This is a genomic window from Nonomuraea roseoviolacea subsp. carminata, assembly GCF_024172185.1.
In the GTDB taxonomy this organism is placed as follows: domain Bacteria; phylum Actinomycetota; class Actinomycetes; order Streptosporangiales; family Streptosporangiaceae; genus Nonomuraea; species Nonomuraea roseoviolacea.
In genome coordinates, this window is record NZ_JAMZEC010000001.1 from 9,654,714 (window position 1) to 9,669,498 (window position 14,785).

General features: G+C 75.0%; 16 protein-coding genes. 9 read left to right on the forward strand and 7 right to left on the reverse strand.

Annotated elements, in window-relative coordinates:
• Positions 1–9 precede the first annotated feature (9 nt).
• Positions 10–1,767, reverse strand: a complete 1,758-nt coding sequence (locus HD595_RS44995; RefSeq protein ID WP_253780795.1) for an ATP-binding protein — start codon at positions 1,765–1,767, stop codon at positions 10–12.
• A gap of 224 nt (positions 1,768–1,991) precedes the next feature.
• Here HD595_RS44995 and HD595_RS45000 point away from each other — a divergent pair, with 224 nt between their 5' ends.
• Positions 1,992–2,711, forward strand: a complete 720-nt coding sequence (locus HD595_RS45000) for a VOC family protein (protein ID WP_253780798.1) — start codon at positions 1,992–1,994, stop codon at positions 2,709–2,711.
• A gap of 57 nt (positions 2,712–2,768) precedes the next feature.
• On the opposite strand, the gene HD595_RS45005 is transcribed toward HD595_RS45000, so the two are convergent.
• Positions 2,769–3,386: a histidine phosphatase family protein gene (locus HD595_RS45005; protein WP_253780801.1), complete on the reverse strand. Its 618-nt coding sequence runs from the start codon at positions 3,384–3,386 to the stop codon at positions 2,769–2,771.
• 112 nt (positions 3,387–3,498) lie between these two features.
• Positions 3,499–4,740 (reverse strand): PEP/pyruvate-binding domain-containing protein, encoded by a 1,242-nt coding sequence (locus HD595_RS45010; RefSeq protein ID WP_253780804.1) that lies wholly within the window; start codon positions 4,738–4,740, stop codon positions 3,499–3,501.
• Positions 4,741–4,799: 59 nt separating this feature from the next.
• Here HD595_RS45010 and HD595_RS45015 point away from each other — a divergent pair, with 59 nt between their 5' ends.
• Genes HD595_RS45015 through HD595_RS45025 form a run of 3 tightly spaced genes read left to right on the forward strand, consistent with a single transcriptional unit; the run spans position 4,800 to position 6,004 of the window.
• Positions 4,800–5,195: a DNA-binding protein gene (locus HD595_RS45015; RefSeq protein ID WP_253780806.1), complete on the forward strand. Its 396-nt coding sequence runs from the start codon at positions 4,800–4,802 to the stop codon at positions 5,193–5,195.
• The gene (locus tag HD595_RS45020; protein WP_253780807.1) at positions 5,192–5,827 is read left to right on the forward strand and encodes a transcriptional regulator; all 636 of its coding nucleotides are present in this window, start codon (positions 5,192–5,194) and stop codon (positions 5,825–5,827) included. The genes HD595_RS45015 and HD595_RS45020 overlap by 4 nt, the downstream gene beginning before the upstream one ends.
• Before the next feature lie 6 nt (positions 5,828–5,833).
• On the forward strand, positions 5,834–6,004 hold the full coding sequence (locus HD595_RS45025; protein WP_253780809.1) for a hypothetical protein: 171 nt from the start codon (positions 5,834–5,836) through the stop codon (positions 6,002–6,004).
• A gap of 121 nt (positions 6,005–6,125) precedes the next feature.
• On the opposite strand, the gene HD595_RS45030 is transcribed toward HD595_RS45025, so the two are convergent.
• Both HD595_RS45030 and HD595_RS45035 read right to left on the reverse strand, forming a co-directional pair.
• A complete protein-coding gene (locus HD595_RS45030) occupies positions 6,126–7,175 on the reverse strand; it encodes a saccharopine dehydrogenase family protein (protein ID WP_253780811.1) in 1,050 nt (349 codons plus the stop codon).
• A 41-nt stretch (positions 7,176–7,216) separates the two neighbouring features.
• A complete protein-coding gene (locus HD595_RS45035) occupies positions 7,217–7,954 on the reverse strand; it encodes a TetR/AcrR family transcriptional regulator (protein ID WP_253780813.1) in 738 nt (245 codons plus the stop codon).
• Positions 7,955–8,072: 118 nt separating this feature from the next.
• On the opposite strand from HD595_RS45035, the gene HD595_RS45040 reads away from it, so the two are divergent.
• From HD595_RS45040 to HD595_RS45055, 4 genes are all read left to right on the forward strand, one after another.
• On the forward strand, positions 8,073–9,509 hold the full coding sequence (locus HD595_RS45040; protein ID WP_253780815.1) for an MFS transporter: 1,437 nt from the start codon (positions 8,073–8,075) through the stop codon (positions 9,507–9,509).
• Entirely contained in the window at positions 9,506–10,627 is a 1,122-nt protein-coding gene (locus HD595_RS45045) for a flavin-containing monooxygenase (protein ID WP_253780817.1), read from the forward strand. Before HD595_RS45040 ends, HD595_RS45045 begins: the two co-directional genes overlap by 4 nt.
• Before the next feature lie 58 nt (positions 10,628–10,685).
• Complete coding sequence (locus tag HD595_RS45050; RefSeq protein WP_253780820.1) at positions 10,686–11,699, forward strand: carboxymuconolactone decarboxylase family protein; 1,014 nt, start codon at positions 10,686–10,688, stop codon at positions 11,697–11,699.
• 138 nt (positions 11,700–11,837) lie between these two features.
• Positions 11,838–12,218 (forward strand): TrmO family methyltransferase domain-containing protein, encoded by a 381-nt coding sequence (locus HD595_RS45055; RefSeq protein ID WP_253780822.1) that lies wholly within the window; start codon positions 11,838–11,840, stop codon positions 12,216–12,218.
• A 3-nt stretch (positions 12,219–12,221) separates the two neighbouring features.
• On the opposite strand, the gene HD595_RS45060 is transcribed toward HD595_RS45055, so the two are convergent.
• Complete coding sequence (locus tag HD595_RS45060) at positions 12,222–12,884, reverse strand: response regulator (protein ID WP_253780824.1); 663 nt, start codon at positions 12,882–12,884, stop codon at positions 12,222–12,224.
• The gene (locus HD595_RS45065) at positions 12,881–14,008 is read right to left on the reverse strand and encodes a sensor histidine kinase (RefSeq protein WP_253780826.1); all 1,128 of its coding nucleotides are present in this window, start codon (positions 14,006–14,008) and stop codon (positions 12,881–12,883) included. The genes HD595_RS45060 and HD595_RS45065 overlap by 4 nt, the downstream gene beginning before the upstream one ends.
• Positions 14,009–14,240: 232 nt before the next feature.
• Here HD595_RS45065 and HD595_RS45070 point away from each other — a divergent pair, with 232 nt between their 5' ends.
• Positions 14,241–14,678: a DUF6223 family protein gene (locus HD595_RS45070; protein ID WP_253780828.1), complete on the forward strand. Its 438-nt coding sequence runs from the start codon at positions 14,241–14,243 to the stop codon at positions 14,676–14,678.
• Positions 14,679–14,785: the final 107 nt, after the last annotated feature.

The window sequence follows — 14,785 nt, forward strand, 5'->3', positions numbered from 1 at the left end:
TGGGGCCGGTCAGAAGGGCGGGATGTCGTCCTCGACGCCGGGCAGGCCCTGGAACGGGTCGGCGGTGGCCTTCGCCGGCGGGGCCGCGGCCTCGGCGGGCCGGGTCGCCCACGCGGGGAACGGGAAGGCCACGGCCAGCGGCACCGGGATCTCGGGCTGGGCGACGAACATGGTGCCCGGCTTGGCGATCGTGGCGCGTTCCCTGACGGTCGGGGGCAGCCAGCCGTACTCGGAGCGGGCGGACTCGGCCGGGTCCAGGCGGCCGGCGACGCGTACGGCGCTGTTGGAGACGACGCGCCGCTCCACCTCCGAGGCGGTCTGCTGGGCGCCGATGAGGATGACGCCGAGCGAGCGGCCGCGCTCGGCCACGTCCAGCAGGATCTCCTTGATGGGCGAGTCGCCCTCGCGCGGGGCGTACTTGTTGAGCTCGTCCAGCACCACGAACAGCAGCGGCTTGGCCGTGCCGGAGGACTCCTTGCGGTGGAACTCGCCGCGCAGCACCACGCCCACCACGAAACGCTGAGCCCGCTCCGGCAGGTTGTGCAGGTCCACGATGGAGACCTGCGCGTCGGAGGTGCGGATCACGTGGTCGCGGTAGAACGGCAGGTCGCCCCGGACGATCGGGCCCAGCGGCCTCACGGCGCTGCGCAGCCGGCGCAGGAAGGCGTTGACGGTGCCGAGCGGGGTCTGCGCGCCGGTCCAGTCGGTGCGGGTGGCCTCGTCCTGCAACTGGTCGGACAGCATCTCGACGAGGTCGCCGAAGGTGCGGCACGACGTGCCCCGCACCCTGATCGCGCCGCCCTCCCCCACCGGCTCGGCCCACGCCTTCAGCCGGGCCGCGACCTGCCCGACCAGCAGCGAGTATCCGGCCCGCTCGTCGTCGGCGTCGGCGAAGACGAACCGCAGCAGTTCCTCCTCGCAGAACTCGACGAGCGTCCAGAAGAACGAGCTGACCCCGTGGGTGCGGGCGGAGACGTGCGGCACGCCGTTGGGGTCGCCGGGGCGCGGCGGCGCGAAGACGTGGACGCTGCCGAACGGCCGGGCGGGCAGCCCGAGGCGGGCGTAGACGCTCCGGGCCCGCTCGTCGAGCCGGACGTTGTCGTGGTCGAGGAAGAGCAGGTCCTCGCCCTTCACGGAGAAGATCAGCGCCTTGGTGTTGGCCGCCTCGCCCTCCAGGACGCCCGAGTGGAAGATCGAGTAGAGCAGGAAGGTGGCGAACGACGTCTTGGTGGCCACGCCGGAGACCCCGGAGATCGACACGTGGGCGCCGCGGGTGCCGTCGAGGAAGTCGAAGTTGACGTACAGCGGCTGGCCGTCGCGGCCCGTCCCGATGGGGATGCGCCGGTCCATCACGTCGAAGTAGAGCGCCTGGTCGCGGTCGCCCGCGCCGGCCAGGAAGACCTTGGAGCCGGGCAGCGGCGGCACGAACACCTCCGGCTCCACCCTCGTCACCCGCACCTCGGCCACCTCGACCACGGCGGCCGGCAGCGCGCCGTCGGCGATCAGGAAGACGTCGGAGTCGTACGCCGCGCCCTCGTGCCTGGCCTCGACGGTCGTCACCACGCCCGCCACCAGCACGGGGCCGTGGCCCGGCACCTCCCGCCTGGTCACCACGACGTCGTCGAGCTGGACGACCTTGCCCGGCTCCAGGCCGACCCAGAACGACAGGGGCGAGGCCGCCTGGGTGCCGAGCACGCGTCCGACCGCCTCACCGGCCGCGGGCGTCCCCGCCGACGCCTCGTGGTTGACTGCCCCGTTGATCGTCACTCGCCCCTCCACCCCCACGCATGCCGCTCCAAGGGAGCGTAGTCGGCCTGAGGTGGTGCGTCCGGCTCATTTCGCTCGGTCCCCGCCGCGTGACCCCGGCGCCCCAGGGCGCCCGGCGCCCGATAAATGCGTTGACGACGCCGTCCGGGGGTGGGTTAGCGTTCCTTCCGTCATGCGCCAGGACGCCCTGTCCACGCCGGTGACTCAGCGGATTGGAGATCCGGATGACCTCTCAGCTCGTCGCGCTCTGCATCGACGCGCACGACCCACACAGCCTCGCGCGCTTCTGGGGTGGGGTCCTGGGCTGGGAGACGGCGGGCGACGCCGACGACGGGATCACGCTGCTGCCGGCAGACGACACCGGGTTCCAGATCCGGTTCTTCCCGACGCGGGAGGAGAAGACCGGCCAGAACCAGATCCACTTCGACCTGACCAGCAATCTCCAGGACCAGCAGGTGACGGTGGCGAGGGCGCTGGAGCTCGGCGCGCGGCACCTCGACATCGGGCAGGGCCCGGACGCTCGTCATGTGGTGCTGGCCGACCCCGAGGGCAACGAGTTCTGCGTCATCCCGGCGGGCAACAAGTTCCTCGCCGAGTGCGGGTTCATCGGGGCGCTCTCGTGCGACGGCTCGCAGCAGGTCGGGTACTTCTGGAGCGCGGCGCTGGACTGGCCGCTGGTCTGGGACCAGGACGAGGAGACCGCGATCCGCTCGCCGCACGGCGGCCCGAAGATCACCTGGGGCGGTCCGCCCGTGGCTCCGAAGACCGGGAAGAACCGGCTGCACTTCGACCTCGCTCCCCCGCTGAACGGTGATCAGCAGGCGGAGGTCGACCGTCTCGTCTCCCTCGGGGCGACCCGCGTCGGCGACGGCCGGCCCGGGGGCGGCCGGGTGGAGATGCTCGACCCCGACGGCAACGAGTTCTGCGTCCTGAGCCCCCGCTAGCGCGGACCTCACCCGGGGCCACCGGCCTCGTCGCCCCTCGCCGGCGCGGCCGGCGGCTCACGGCCGCACGGCCGCGGGGAAACCGGTCCAGCGCAGGCCGGGCGGGAGGTGGCTCATGTCGTTGTACATGACGATCGCGGGCGGGAGGCCGTCGCGGTACTCGATCACCGTCAGAGCGGTGTTGGCGCTGTTCAGCCCGAGCCACCGGGATGGCGGCGCGTCGAGCGCGTGCCGCACCAGCCACGCGATCGGGTACGCGTGCGTCACCAGGACCTCGTGCCTGTCGGGCCGCTCCCCTTCGGGGGTCGCGCCGGGGACCTTCGCGAACCGGGCGACCAGGGCCTCGGCCAGCCTGTGGCCCGAGGCCGCCTCGGCGGCGTCGTAGCCGTCGAAGAAGCCGGCCCAGGACGGGGGCGTCTCGGCCGGACCTGGGACGTAGGGCACGTGGTCGACGAGTTCGGCGGCCTCGGCCACGGGCACGTCCTGCGGGAGATGCCGGGCGAGTTCGCGCGCGCTGGCCGCGGCGCGGGGCAGCGGGGAGTGCCACACGGTGTCGACGGGCACGGCGGCGAGCCGTGCGCCCAGCAGGTCCATTTGCCGGCGCCCGATGTCGGTGAGCTCGCCGAACGCGTCGGCGGCGCCGTGGCGGGCCAGGTAGAGGTGTCGGGTGGCCATGAGGGTGAGGGACGCGGCGCCCGGCGGCCCCGCTTCCCGGCCTCCTTTCGATCTGTGGATGGTGTGACCTGTCGGTGCTTCGGTGCGTGAGCGCTTCGGTTTCCGGGGCGGGTCACGCGTCCGTCGTCGTGACGACGCCGGCGGTGCCGTCGACGGTGATGACGGTGCCGTCGCCGATCCTGCTCGTCGCGTCCGGGACGCCGAGGACGGCGGGGATGGCGTGCTCGCGGGCGACGATCGCGGCGTGGGAGAGCACGCCCCCGGTCTCGGTGACGACGCCGGCGGCGATGCGCAGGAGCGGCGTCCAGGCGGGGTCGGTGAAGGGGCAGACGAGGATGTCGCCCGGACGCACGCGCGTGAAGTCGCCGGGGCCGCGGACGATCCGCGCGGCGCCGGTCGCCGTCCCTCGACTGCCCGGCGTTCCGACGAGAGCGGCGGCGACGCCGGACGTTCCGGCGAACGCGTCAGGCGGTTCGGCGGTGACCGGCCGCGCCTGCAGAATCCAGATGCGGCCGCCGGCGATCGCCCACTCGATGTCCTGCGGCCCGCCGAGCACGGCGGCGATCTCCCCGCCCACCCCGGCGAGCCGCGCGGCGGTCGCGTCGTCGATCGCCGGGAGACTGCGGGCGGCGGCGGGCACGTCGCGCGTGACGAGCCGCGTGCCGCGCCGGTCGAGGCGGGTCCGCTTGTCGGCGACGGTACGGGTGACCGCCCCGTCCCCGGCGACGCGGTAGGCGTCGGGAGTGACCGTGCCCCCGACGACGCTGGGGCCGAGCCCCCAGGACGCCTCGATCCCGGTCACGCCGCCCGGGTCCGCGGGGGTGAACATGACGCCGGACACCTCGGCGTCCACGTGCCGCTGGACGATGACGGCCATCGCGAGGTCGCCGGATCGGCGGTCGTCGTCACGGCCGGGGGCGTCCCGGTAGGCGATGGCGCGTGCGGAGAACAGCGACGCCCAGCAGTCCCGCACGGCGTCGGCGACCGCGCCGGCCCCGCGTACCGCGAGAAAGCTCTCGTGCTGGCCGGCGGCCGAGGCGTGACCGGTGTCCTCGTTCGATGCCGACGACCTCACCGCCACGGGCGGATCTCCGAGCTCGTCGAGCGCGCGCCCCAGCGCGGCGGCCACGGCGGCGGGCACCGGACGGCCCTCGATCGCGCGCCGCGCCGCCCCGGGCTCGTCCGGCTCGGCGGCCGGCCGCCGGGGGTCCGGGTCGCCGGCCGCGGCGAGGTAGGCGGCGAACGTGACGACGAAACCGTCGGGAACCGGCAGACCCGCCCGGAGCAACGCGCCCAGCGCGCCGGCCTTGCCCCCGCACGTATCGGCGACGGCCCCGGTCAGAGGTACGATCACCCACTCCACCCTTTCAACAATTTATTGACAACAATTTGTTGATTGTGCATCATGGGGCCATGTCCCGCAAGCACGAGATCAGCAGCGCCGCGCACGCCGACCACGACCAGGCCCGCCGCGAGCAGGACGCGAGCCGGCGCCTCCTCAGCCTGGGCGCGGACGCGCTCGACCCCCGCCCGTGGCGGCCGCCGCCCGCCCCGCCGTCAGCGGTCGACCTCGTGCAGTTCGCCGTCTGGCGCCACGCCGAGCTGGCCCCGGAGGACGTCCTGAACGCGCTGGCGCTCCTGCCCGCCGCCCGCGCCGAGATCGAAGGGCTGGAGTCCGCCCTGCTGTTCACCGCCCGCGGCGCGGGGCTGACCTGGGCGCAGATGGCGGACGCGATGGGCTTCAACTCCCCGCAGGCGTGCCAGCAGCACTACAACCGCCTGACCGCACGACAGGACTCCGGCTCGTGACCCGGCACTCCTCTCCCGACCTCCTGGCGCTGCACGCCGTGCGCATCACCGGGTACGCGGACACCCCGGCGATCGCCCACCGGTACGGGCTCGACGCGGCCGAGACGAAAGAGGCGCTGCACGACGCCGAGGCGCGCGGCTGGGTCCAGCACACCGCCTTCGCCGGCAGCGGAGGCTGGTCGCTGACGGAGTCCGGCCGGGCCGAGAACGAGCGGCAGCTCGCGGCCGAGCTCGCGCGGGCCGGTGGCGCCGAGGAGGTCCGGGACGTCTACCGGGAGTTCCTCCCGCTGAACGCCCTGCTGCTGCGGGCCTGCACCGACTGGCAGCTCCGGCCCACCGCCGGCGATCGGCTCGCCGCCAACGACCACACCGACGCCGCGTGGGACGCCCGGATCCTGGAAGAGCTCGCCGGCATCGAGCGCGCCCTCGCGCCGCTCGCGGACCGGCTCGGCGGGGTCCTCACGCGGTTCCGCGGATACGACACGCGATTCGCCGCGGCTCTGGCGCGCGCCCGGGCCGGGGAAGGCGCCTGGGTCGACCGCACCGACGTCGACTCCTGCCATCGCGTGTGGTTCGAGCTCCACGAGGACCTCATCGCCACCCTGGGCATCGACCGGCACGCGCACCCCTGAGATGCCATGACGTCGTGGCCGCCGGGCGCCGCCCCGCCGCGGCTCTTCTACCGCCTCACCGGACTCGGGCTGTCCCTGGAAGTCGCGCTTGCCGGGCCGCGGAACTGGGCCGTGGAGCACATGGCCGAGATCGACCACGCCAACGAAGCCGCCGACCAGGAGCTCGATGAGGGATAGACGAGCCGGTTCCGCGCTCGTACTGGGTGGCTCGGGCTCTCGATGCGGCCGACGTCGCCGCCCTGGTACCACGTCGGCGATCCCGAAGCCGCCGTCGAAGGCACCTGTCCGCGCGGCCTCTTCAGCTCGGCATGGTGTGCGGGACGATGCCGTACGTGGCCAGTCGCTCGGGGAGATCCGCCAGGGCCGGCAACTGGTCGATGTGGTGCACGCCGACGGGGAGCCCGCCACCCAGGACGGCGCGGGTGACGTGCGCGGCGACGAGGGCCGTGGCGCGGCTCTGGGCGTTGCCGGTGAGGGCGAGCGCCGCGTGCCGGTCGCCGTTGACCGCGTCGACGCGGACGGCGAACCCGTCCCCGCCGATGTGGACGCGGGACAGCGCGGCGATGGCGAGCCGGCGCGCCAGGAGGCCACGAGCCGCGCGGAACACGCTGAGCCGGCGCAGGCCGGCCAGCAGCATGGTGGAGAAGGCGGAGTCGAGGCACATCCGGGTGGTGACCGCCGGAACGCCGAGGGTGCGGCGCAGGCTGTGCTGGTCGGAGAAGTCCAGCGGGAAGGCGGTGCGGCGGCCGTGACCGGGCATGACGCAGCGCCGCGAGGCGCCGGCGGCGGGCCGGGAGAGCCGGTCGACGGTCCAGGCCACCGCGTCGGCGCCGTGCTGCTCGCCGGCGCCGAGCAGCACGGTGATGTCGATGCGCCGGGCGCCGCCGACGCGTTCGTGCGCGCGCCTGGCGAGCAGGTTCGTCAGGCCCGGCGCCAGGCCGGCGCTGAGGACCGCGGTCGCCCCGCCTGCGGTCGCCCGGTCGGCGAGGGCCTCCACCTGGCGCAACAGGTGGTCGGACGCGCCGACGTCGATCAGATGGACGCCGCGGGACAAGCAGGCTTCGGCGACGGCCGCGTCCGGCGGTTCGACGCAGAGGACGACCGCCGCGACGCGCTCGGCGTCGAGGAGCCGCTTCAGGTCCGCGATATCGGCCACGTCGAGCCGAGCCCTCCGTACGGTGCCGGGCAGGCGGGCGCCGTCAGGACGGCGATCGGCGCCATCCGGACGGGGGGCGGCTTCAGGACGGCGGCCGGCGGCGATGACCCGGCCGGGGAACCACTCGTCCAGGGTGGCCGAAACCCGGGCGCCCACCGCGCCGTAGCCACCGATCACCAGAATTCCCGACACCCGGACCCTCCCCGCTGCATTTCGCTAGAGCATTACACTAGTCATTCGCTCCGCGCAAGCAGCGTGTCGATCAGGGTCTCGGCCGCCCAGTCGGCCCAGGCGCGGTCGCTCCACCCCCGGTGGCGGGTCAGCAGGCGATAGGTCTCCGGCGCCAGTACGGCGAGGGCCGCGTCTGCGGCGCGAAGCGCGTTCAGGCCGGGGCGCAGCGCCTGCTTGGCGGCCAGAGCTCCCGTGAACACGGCCAGGACCGTGTGCCGCTGCGCGATGTTGGTGTCCCACAGCTCGGCGATCTCGGCGTCCGTGGCGGCGGCCGAGCGGACGACCTCCAGCAGCGCCGCCACCCGGGCATGGATGCCGGTGGTCGCCTCGGCGAGGCGGCGCAGCAGCTCCTCCGGCGGCGCCGCGAGCGCCTCGGCGACCCACGGACGGTCGAGCGTGGCGACCGGGGCGTCGTCGCCGGCCACCTCGATGTCGAGCAGTTCCTTGAGGATCGCGCGCTTGGTCTCGAACGTGAAGTACAGCGTCTGCACGGCCACCCCGGCCTCCGTCGCGATGGCCTGCATGCTCGTGGCGGTGTAGCCGCGTCCGACGAACAGGTCGCGGGCGGCGGCGAGCATGCGGGCGCGGGTCTGGGCGGCCTTGGCCGCGCGCACACCGGCCTTGGCCGTGCTCGCGCCAGGCCCGGCCGCGCTTCCGCCGGGCTTGGTGTCGCGCGCGCCAGGCTTGGCCGCGCTTCCGCCGGGCCTCGTCTCGCGCGCACCGGGTTTGGGTGGGGTCACCAGCGATCTCCTCCGCTTGACTAGAGTGCCACTCTAGTGCAATCTTCGCTGAAGTACCGCTCTAGCGAAAATCGCCAGTGAAACCTCTCATGTCAGCTCTCGTGAAAGGGGGTGGCGTATGGGCAGCCGCACCGACACCGGTCACACGGCCGCGCTGGTGCTGATCACCGCGGTGGAGCTGGTCGTCTTCCTGGACACCACGGTCGTGAACATCGCCCTGCCGAGCATCGGCGCCGGTCTGCGTCTGGACGAGGCCGGGCTGGCCTGGGTCACGAACGCGTACCTGCTGGCCCTCGGCGGGTGCATGCTCGTCGGCGGGCGCGCGGCCGACCTCCTCGGCGCGCGGCGGGTCTTCGGAGCCGGACTGGCGCTGTTCACCGTGGCGTCGGCGGCGGCCGGGTACGCGGGGGAGGCATGGGTGCTCGTGGCGGCGCGCGCGGTCCAGGGCATCGGCGCCGCCCTGACGGTGCCCGCCCAGCTCGCGCTGCTGACGCGGACGTTCACCGAGCCGGACGCCCGCCGCCGGGCGTTCGGGGTCTGGGGCGCGATGGGCGCGGCCGGCGCCGCCATCGGCACGGCGACCGGCGGCCTGCTCACCGACGGGCCTGGCTGGCGGTCGATCTTCCTGATCAACCTGCCGGTGGGTGTGGTCGCGCTGTCGGCGATCGGCAGGCTGCTGCCCGCCGACCCGCCGCGTCGCGCGGGTTCCGCCAGGCGGCTCGACCTGCCCGGCGCCGTCCTCGGCACGAGCGGCCTGCTGCTCGCCGGGTACGCGTTCGGCGCGCTCGCCGACCGGGCGGGACGGACGTGGGCCGCGATCCTGCTGGCGGTCGCGCTGGCGCTGCTGGCCGGCTTCGTCGCCACCGAGGCGCGCAGCGCGGAGCCGCTCATGCCGCTGCGGCTGTTCCGGATCCGCCAGGTCACCGGCTCCGCGGTCGTCAACGCGCTGGTCGGCGCGGCCCACGTGCCGGCGTTCGCGCTGCTGGCCCTGTATCTGCAAAACACCCAGCACTACAGCCCCACCCGGTCGGGCCTGGCGGTCCTGCCGGTCGCCGCGGCCGGGCTGGTCGCCTCCCGCACCGCGATCCCGGCCGCCGTCAAGCGCTTCGGCGCCCGAACGTTGCTCGCGGCCGGCCTCGCGGCGCAGGCCGCCGCGCTGGCCTGGTTCGCGACACTGCCCCCCACCGTGGACTACCTCGGCGACGTGCTGCCCGCCGCGCTGCTCCTCGGCGTCGGCCTGCCCGCCTCGTTCGTCGGCGTGACAGCGCCCGCCGTCACAGCCGTGGACCAGGCCGACGCCGGGGTGACCGCGGGCATCGTCAACACCGCCCAGCGCATCGGGTCCGGCCTCGGCGTGACCGCCGTCCTGGTCCTGGCCTCCACCGTCACCGGGACGGCCGGCTACCTGGCCGGGCTGCGGGCCGGCTTCGCCGCCTCTGCGGCCCTCGCGTTCCTCGGCTGCCTGCTCACCCTCGTCCTGCTGCGCCCCTCCCGCGAGAGCCAGGAGGACGGCGACGGCAGCGCGGCCACCGCCGCCGATCGGCGGCCGGCGTGACACCCGCCGTCGTCATCATCGGCGCCGGCCCGGCCGGGCTGGCCGCCGGCGCCGCCCTCAGACGGCGCGGGATCGACCCGGTCATCCTGGAGCAGGGCGACGGGGTGGCCACCTCCTGGCGGCGCCGTCACGAGGAACTGCGACTGAACACCATCCGCTGGCTCTCCGACCTGCCCGGCCTGCGCATCCCCAGGGCCGCCGGCCGGTGGGTCCGCCGGGACGACTACGTCGCCTACCTCGAACGCTTCGCCCGGCAGGCGCGGCTCCAGGTGAGCTGTGGGGTGCGCGCCCGGCGGATCGACGCCGTCGTCGGCGGCTGGGAGGTGACCACGGACGCCGGCCCCCACCGCGCCCCGCACGTGATCGTCGCCACCGGCCACGACCGCGTCCCCCGGGTGCCCGACTGGCCCGGCCGGGCCGGCTTCCGGCGGCCGATCCGGCACGTCGCCACCCTGCGCCGCGCCGCCGAGCTCGCGGGCGCGCGGGTTCTGCTCGTCGGCGCCGGCAACTCCGGCGTCGAGATCGCCGGCCACCTCGTGGACGCCGGTGTCGGGCGGCTGTGGATGTCGGTGCGCAGCCCGCCGACCATCCTGCCCCGGCAGCTCCACGGCGTGCCCCTGCATCCGCTGACCGTCGCGCTGCGCCCGCTGCCCGAACGGGTCCGCGACCGTCTCGCCCGCGCCGTGGCGGACCATGCGTTCGGTGACCTGAGCGCCTACGGCTTGCCCGCCCCGCGGCAGGGGCCGTTCGAGCGCATGCGCACCAGGGGCGTCACCGTCGCGGTCGACCAGGGCTTCGTCGGGCATCTCACCGCGGGCCGGCTGAGCGTCGTCACCGTCGTCGACCACCTCGACGGTTCCGACGTCGTGCTGCGGGACGGCACCCGGCTGCGGCCCGACATCGTGCTGGCCGCCACCGGCTACGACCCCGGTCTCACCGAACTCGTCGGCCACCTCGGCGTTCTCGACCCCGACGGACGTCCGCGCCGTGTCGCGGGCAGCCGCCCGCCCACGGCGGGACTCTGGTTCGCCGGTTACCGGCCGGCGATCGAAGGCACCCTGCGCCGCCATCCGATCGAGGCCCGGCGGATCGCCCGCGCGATCGCCCGCCGCTCATGACCGAACCTCCGGGCCTCCGAGTCTTCCCCCTCATCCCTCGATCACGTTGGAGATCACCATGTCCATCCGCCACGTCACCGCCGTGCCCAGGAGGTCGGCCACCGGCCGGGTCGCCGAGGTGTACGCCCAGTCGACGGCCGACTTCGGGCAGGCCGCGTTCATGATGCTGTCCCCGGCGCCGGAGGTGCACGCCGCCGCCTGGGCCGTGCTGCGCGAGTCGGAGCTGGCGGGACTCGCCCCCCGCACCGACAAGGAAGTGGTGGCCGTGGCCGTGTCACAGGCCAACCGGTGCCGGTTCTGCATCGACGCGCACAGCATCCTCATCCACGCCCTCGGCGAGCACCGCCTGGCCGAGGACCTGCTCCACGACCGGACCCCGGCCGACGACCACCACGCCGCGCTCGTCACCTGGGCCAAAGCCACGCGCACCCTCGACCGGGCGCGCCTGACGCCGGCCCCGTTCCGGGCCGAGCTCGCCGCCGAGTACCTCGGCACGGCCCTGGCGACCCACTTCGTCAACCGCATGTTCTCCGCGCTCACCGACGAGCAGCTCCTCCCCGGCAACCTGCAGCGAGCCCAGCCGGTACGCCGCCTCGGCGCCATGGCCTACACCCGCACCGTTCACCGCGAACTCGCGCGCGGCGCCGCCCTGCCGCTGCTGGCCGGTGTGCCGCTTGCGCCGGCGCCGGCCTGGGCCGGTGACGCGCCGATGGCGACCGCGTTCGCCGCCCTGCGCGGCGCGGCGGGCGCCGGCGCCGCGTTCCTGAGCGAGCGGAGCCGGCCGCTGCTCCGGGCCGCGGTCGCCGAGCCGGCCGCCACGGGGTCGCTGCCGCGCGGCCCGTGGCTGACGCAGCGGCTGACCCGGTTCCCCGAGGCCGACCGGCCCGCCGCCGGGCTCGCCCTGCTCGCCGCCCTCGCGCCGCACGACGTCACGGAGGCGGAGGTCACCGCGTGGCGCGGCACGACCGGCGCCACCGACGCCGACCTGGTACGCCTGCTCGCCTTCGGCGCCATGACGGCGGTGGACCGGATCGAGGAGGCGCTCACCAGCGCCACCACCCCGGCTCGATGACCGGCGCACCCCAGGAGCTATCCCCCATGACGACGCCCGCCCCCCGCCCGCCGATCAGCGTGACCCCGATCGGGACGGTCCACAACGAACGCGCCGACCCGGCGGACACCGACCACTGGGGCGGCCCACTGGGGCGGCGTGGAGAGCACCATCGTGATCGAGGCGCGCCTCGGCGACCGCTGTCTCACCGGGCTCGCCGGCTTCTCCCACGTCGAGGTGGTCTTCGCCGTCGACCGCCTCCCCGAACGCGACGACTACCGCCGCTTCCTGCGGCCCCGCGGCCGGGCCGGCCTCCCCGAGGTCGGCGTGTTCGCCGACCGGGGGCCACGCCGGCCCAACCGGATCGGCTGCACGGTCTGCGAGGTCGTCTCGGCGGAAGGGCGGGAGCTGCGGGTACGCGGCCTCGACGCCGTCACGGGCACCCCCGTCCTCGACCTCAAGCCCGTCATGCGCCAGTTCCTGCCGGGCTCCGTCCGGCAGCCGGAATGGGTGGACCGCCTGATGGCCGAGTACTTCTGACCGTCAGGAGGTCCGCGGGGTCACCAGCCCGGATTCGTAGGCCAGCACCACGAGCTGGGCGCGGTCACGGGCACGGAGCTTGGCCATGGCCCGGTTGACATGGGTCTTCGCGGTCATGGAGCTGATCGTCATGCGGGCGGCGATCTCGTCGTTGGACAGGCCCTTCGCCACCAGGGCGACGGCCTCGCGCTCGCGGCCGGTCAGCTCCTCCAGCGCGGCTCGGGCGTCGGCGTGCGGCGGCTCGGTGACGTACCGGTGGATCAGCCGGCGGGTGATCGACGGCGCGAGCAGGGCGTCGCCCCGCGCGGCGACGCGGACGGCGTGCAGGAAGTCCTCCGGCACGATGTCCTTGACCAGGAATCCGGCCGCGCCGGCGCGCAGGGCGTTGTAGACGTATGTGTCCAGGCCGTAGTTGGTGAGGATGACGACGTGCACCCCGGACAGGGCCGGATCGGCGGCGATGCGCCGGGTCGCCTCGATCCCGTCGACGACCGGCATCTGGACGTCGACGAGCGCGACGTCGGGCCGGTGCTTCCTGACCAGGGCCAGGCCCTCCTCCCCGTCGGCGGCCTCGGCCACCACCTCGATGTCGTCCTCCAGGTCGAGCAGGACGCGGAACCCGCTGCGGATGAGCGGCTGGTCGTCCACGAGGAGAACCCGGATCACGACGGGCCGTCCACGGGGAGTTCGGCGTGGACGGTGAACCCGCCCTCCTCGCGCGGCGCCGCCCGCAGGCGACCGCCCAGCGCCGTGACCCGTTCGCGCATCCCGAGCAGCCCGACGCCGGGGACCGGGGCCGTGTCCGGCGTGGCCCCGCCGTCGTCGTCGATCCGTACCGCGAGGGCGTCGGGACGGTAGTCGATCCGGACCGACGCCGTCGCCGCGGCGGCGTGACGGGCGACGTTGGTCAGGGACTCCTGGACGATGCGGTACGCGGTCCTGTCCACCGCGGCCGGCACGTCCTGGCGTCGTCCCCGCACCGTCAGCGTGGCGTCGAGGCCGGCCGCCCGAGCCCGCTCCACCAGGTCAGGGACCTGGTCGAGCCCGCGGGGCGGGGGCGTGTCGTCGTCGCGCAGCGCCTCCAGGGTCGCCCGCAGCTCCCGGGTCGCCTCACGTCCGGCCTCCTGGATCGCCAGCAGGGACTCGGGCACCCGCTCGCCCCGTTTGCGGGCCACGTGGACGGCGACCTCGGCCTGCACCTTGATGATCGAGATCTGGTGGGTGAGCGAGTCGTGCAGCTCACGCGCGATGCGCAGCCGCTCCTCGTCGGCGCGGCGCCGCGCGGTCTCCTCCCGGGTGCGCTCCGCCTCCGCCGCCCGCCGCTCGGCCTGCCGCAGCGCCTCTCCCGCGGCGCCGGCCGCGACCAGCCAGGCCAGCTCCAGGGCGCCGCGCGCCCGGGCGAACGCCTCGCCCGTGTCGTGCAGGCCCGAGGCCAGGGCAGCGACCGGCAGCAGGGCCAGCATGACCAGGCTGGCCGCCACCGTGACGGCGCGGTGCCCTGCCCGCACGGCGGCGTACACCGCGAACAGGTACGCGACGGCGGGCACGTCGAAACCGGCCGCCTGGTAGCCCACCGCGCACAGCCCGGTGACGGCCAGGACGACGACCGGGGCCCGGCGGCGCGCGGCCAGCGCCAGGCCGCCGGCCGTCAGCAGCGCGTAGCCGAGCACGTCGGCGTTCGCGGCGGAGCGCTGCCCGGACAGTCCGGTGACCAGGAGCGCCGCCGCCACGCCGGCGGCGATCGCCCAGTCGACGACACCCGCCGGGAGACCGGACCGCGCTGTGCTCATGCGCGGCACCCTAGCCGGACCCTCCCCGCGGGCGACTCCTCCCCTCGGATGACCGGCGTCTACCGCGCCTGCGGTACCTGCGCGGTTCCTGCGGCGTCCACGGCAGACGGCTACGGCATCGGCGGCAGCGCGCATCCCCCACGCCCGGCGGACGACCGGGGCGGGCGCGGCGGACAGGATCGGACGACAGCCCGTCATCGAGGACACCTCACCGGAGGAGAAGGAGCACCTCATGCCCGTCCGTCGCCTGCCCGCCACCGCCGCGGCCGCCCTGCTCGGAGCCGTCTGGCTCGCCACCCCGGCGGCCGCGCACGCCCTGGTCCAGCCGGACCCCGTCAGCGCCTACACCATGACCGCCGGGCGGCTCTGGTCCCTGGTGGGCATGGCCCTGGGGCTGGCCGGTCTGGTCGCCGGCGGGCTGGCCCTGGCCCGCTCCGCCGGCCGGATCGGCGCCGGCCCCCGGAGGAGGGGGGCGATCGCGGCCCTGGCGGCGGGGACGGCCGGCGCGGTCATCGGCGGGCTGGTCGTGGCCGCCGCCAAGGGTGGTCCGGGCACCGGCTACGGCATCGTCGGCGGCTTCCTGGCCATCGGGGTGGGGCTGATCGCCATGGTCCTCGCCGGGCTGGCTCTCGACCGCCTCCGGCGCGCCGCGGACACGCGGCCCAGGTAGCGGCCTCCTCGTCCACCGCCGGCCGGTCTCCGCGCCGGGCGTCCGGCCGAGGGCGGTCGGCGCCGCGATCACCGTGTACGCGCCGAGCACGGTCGGCCACCGGATCC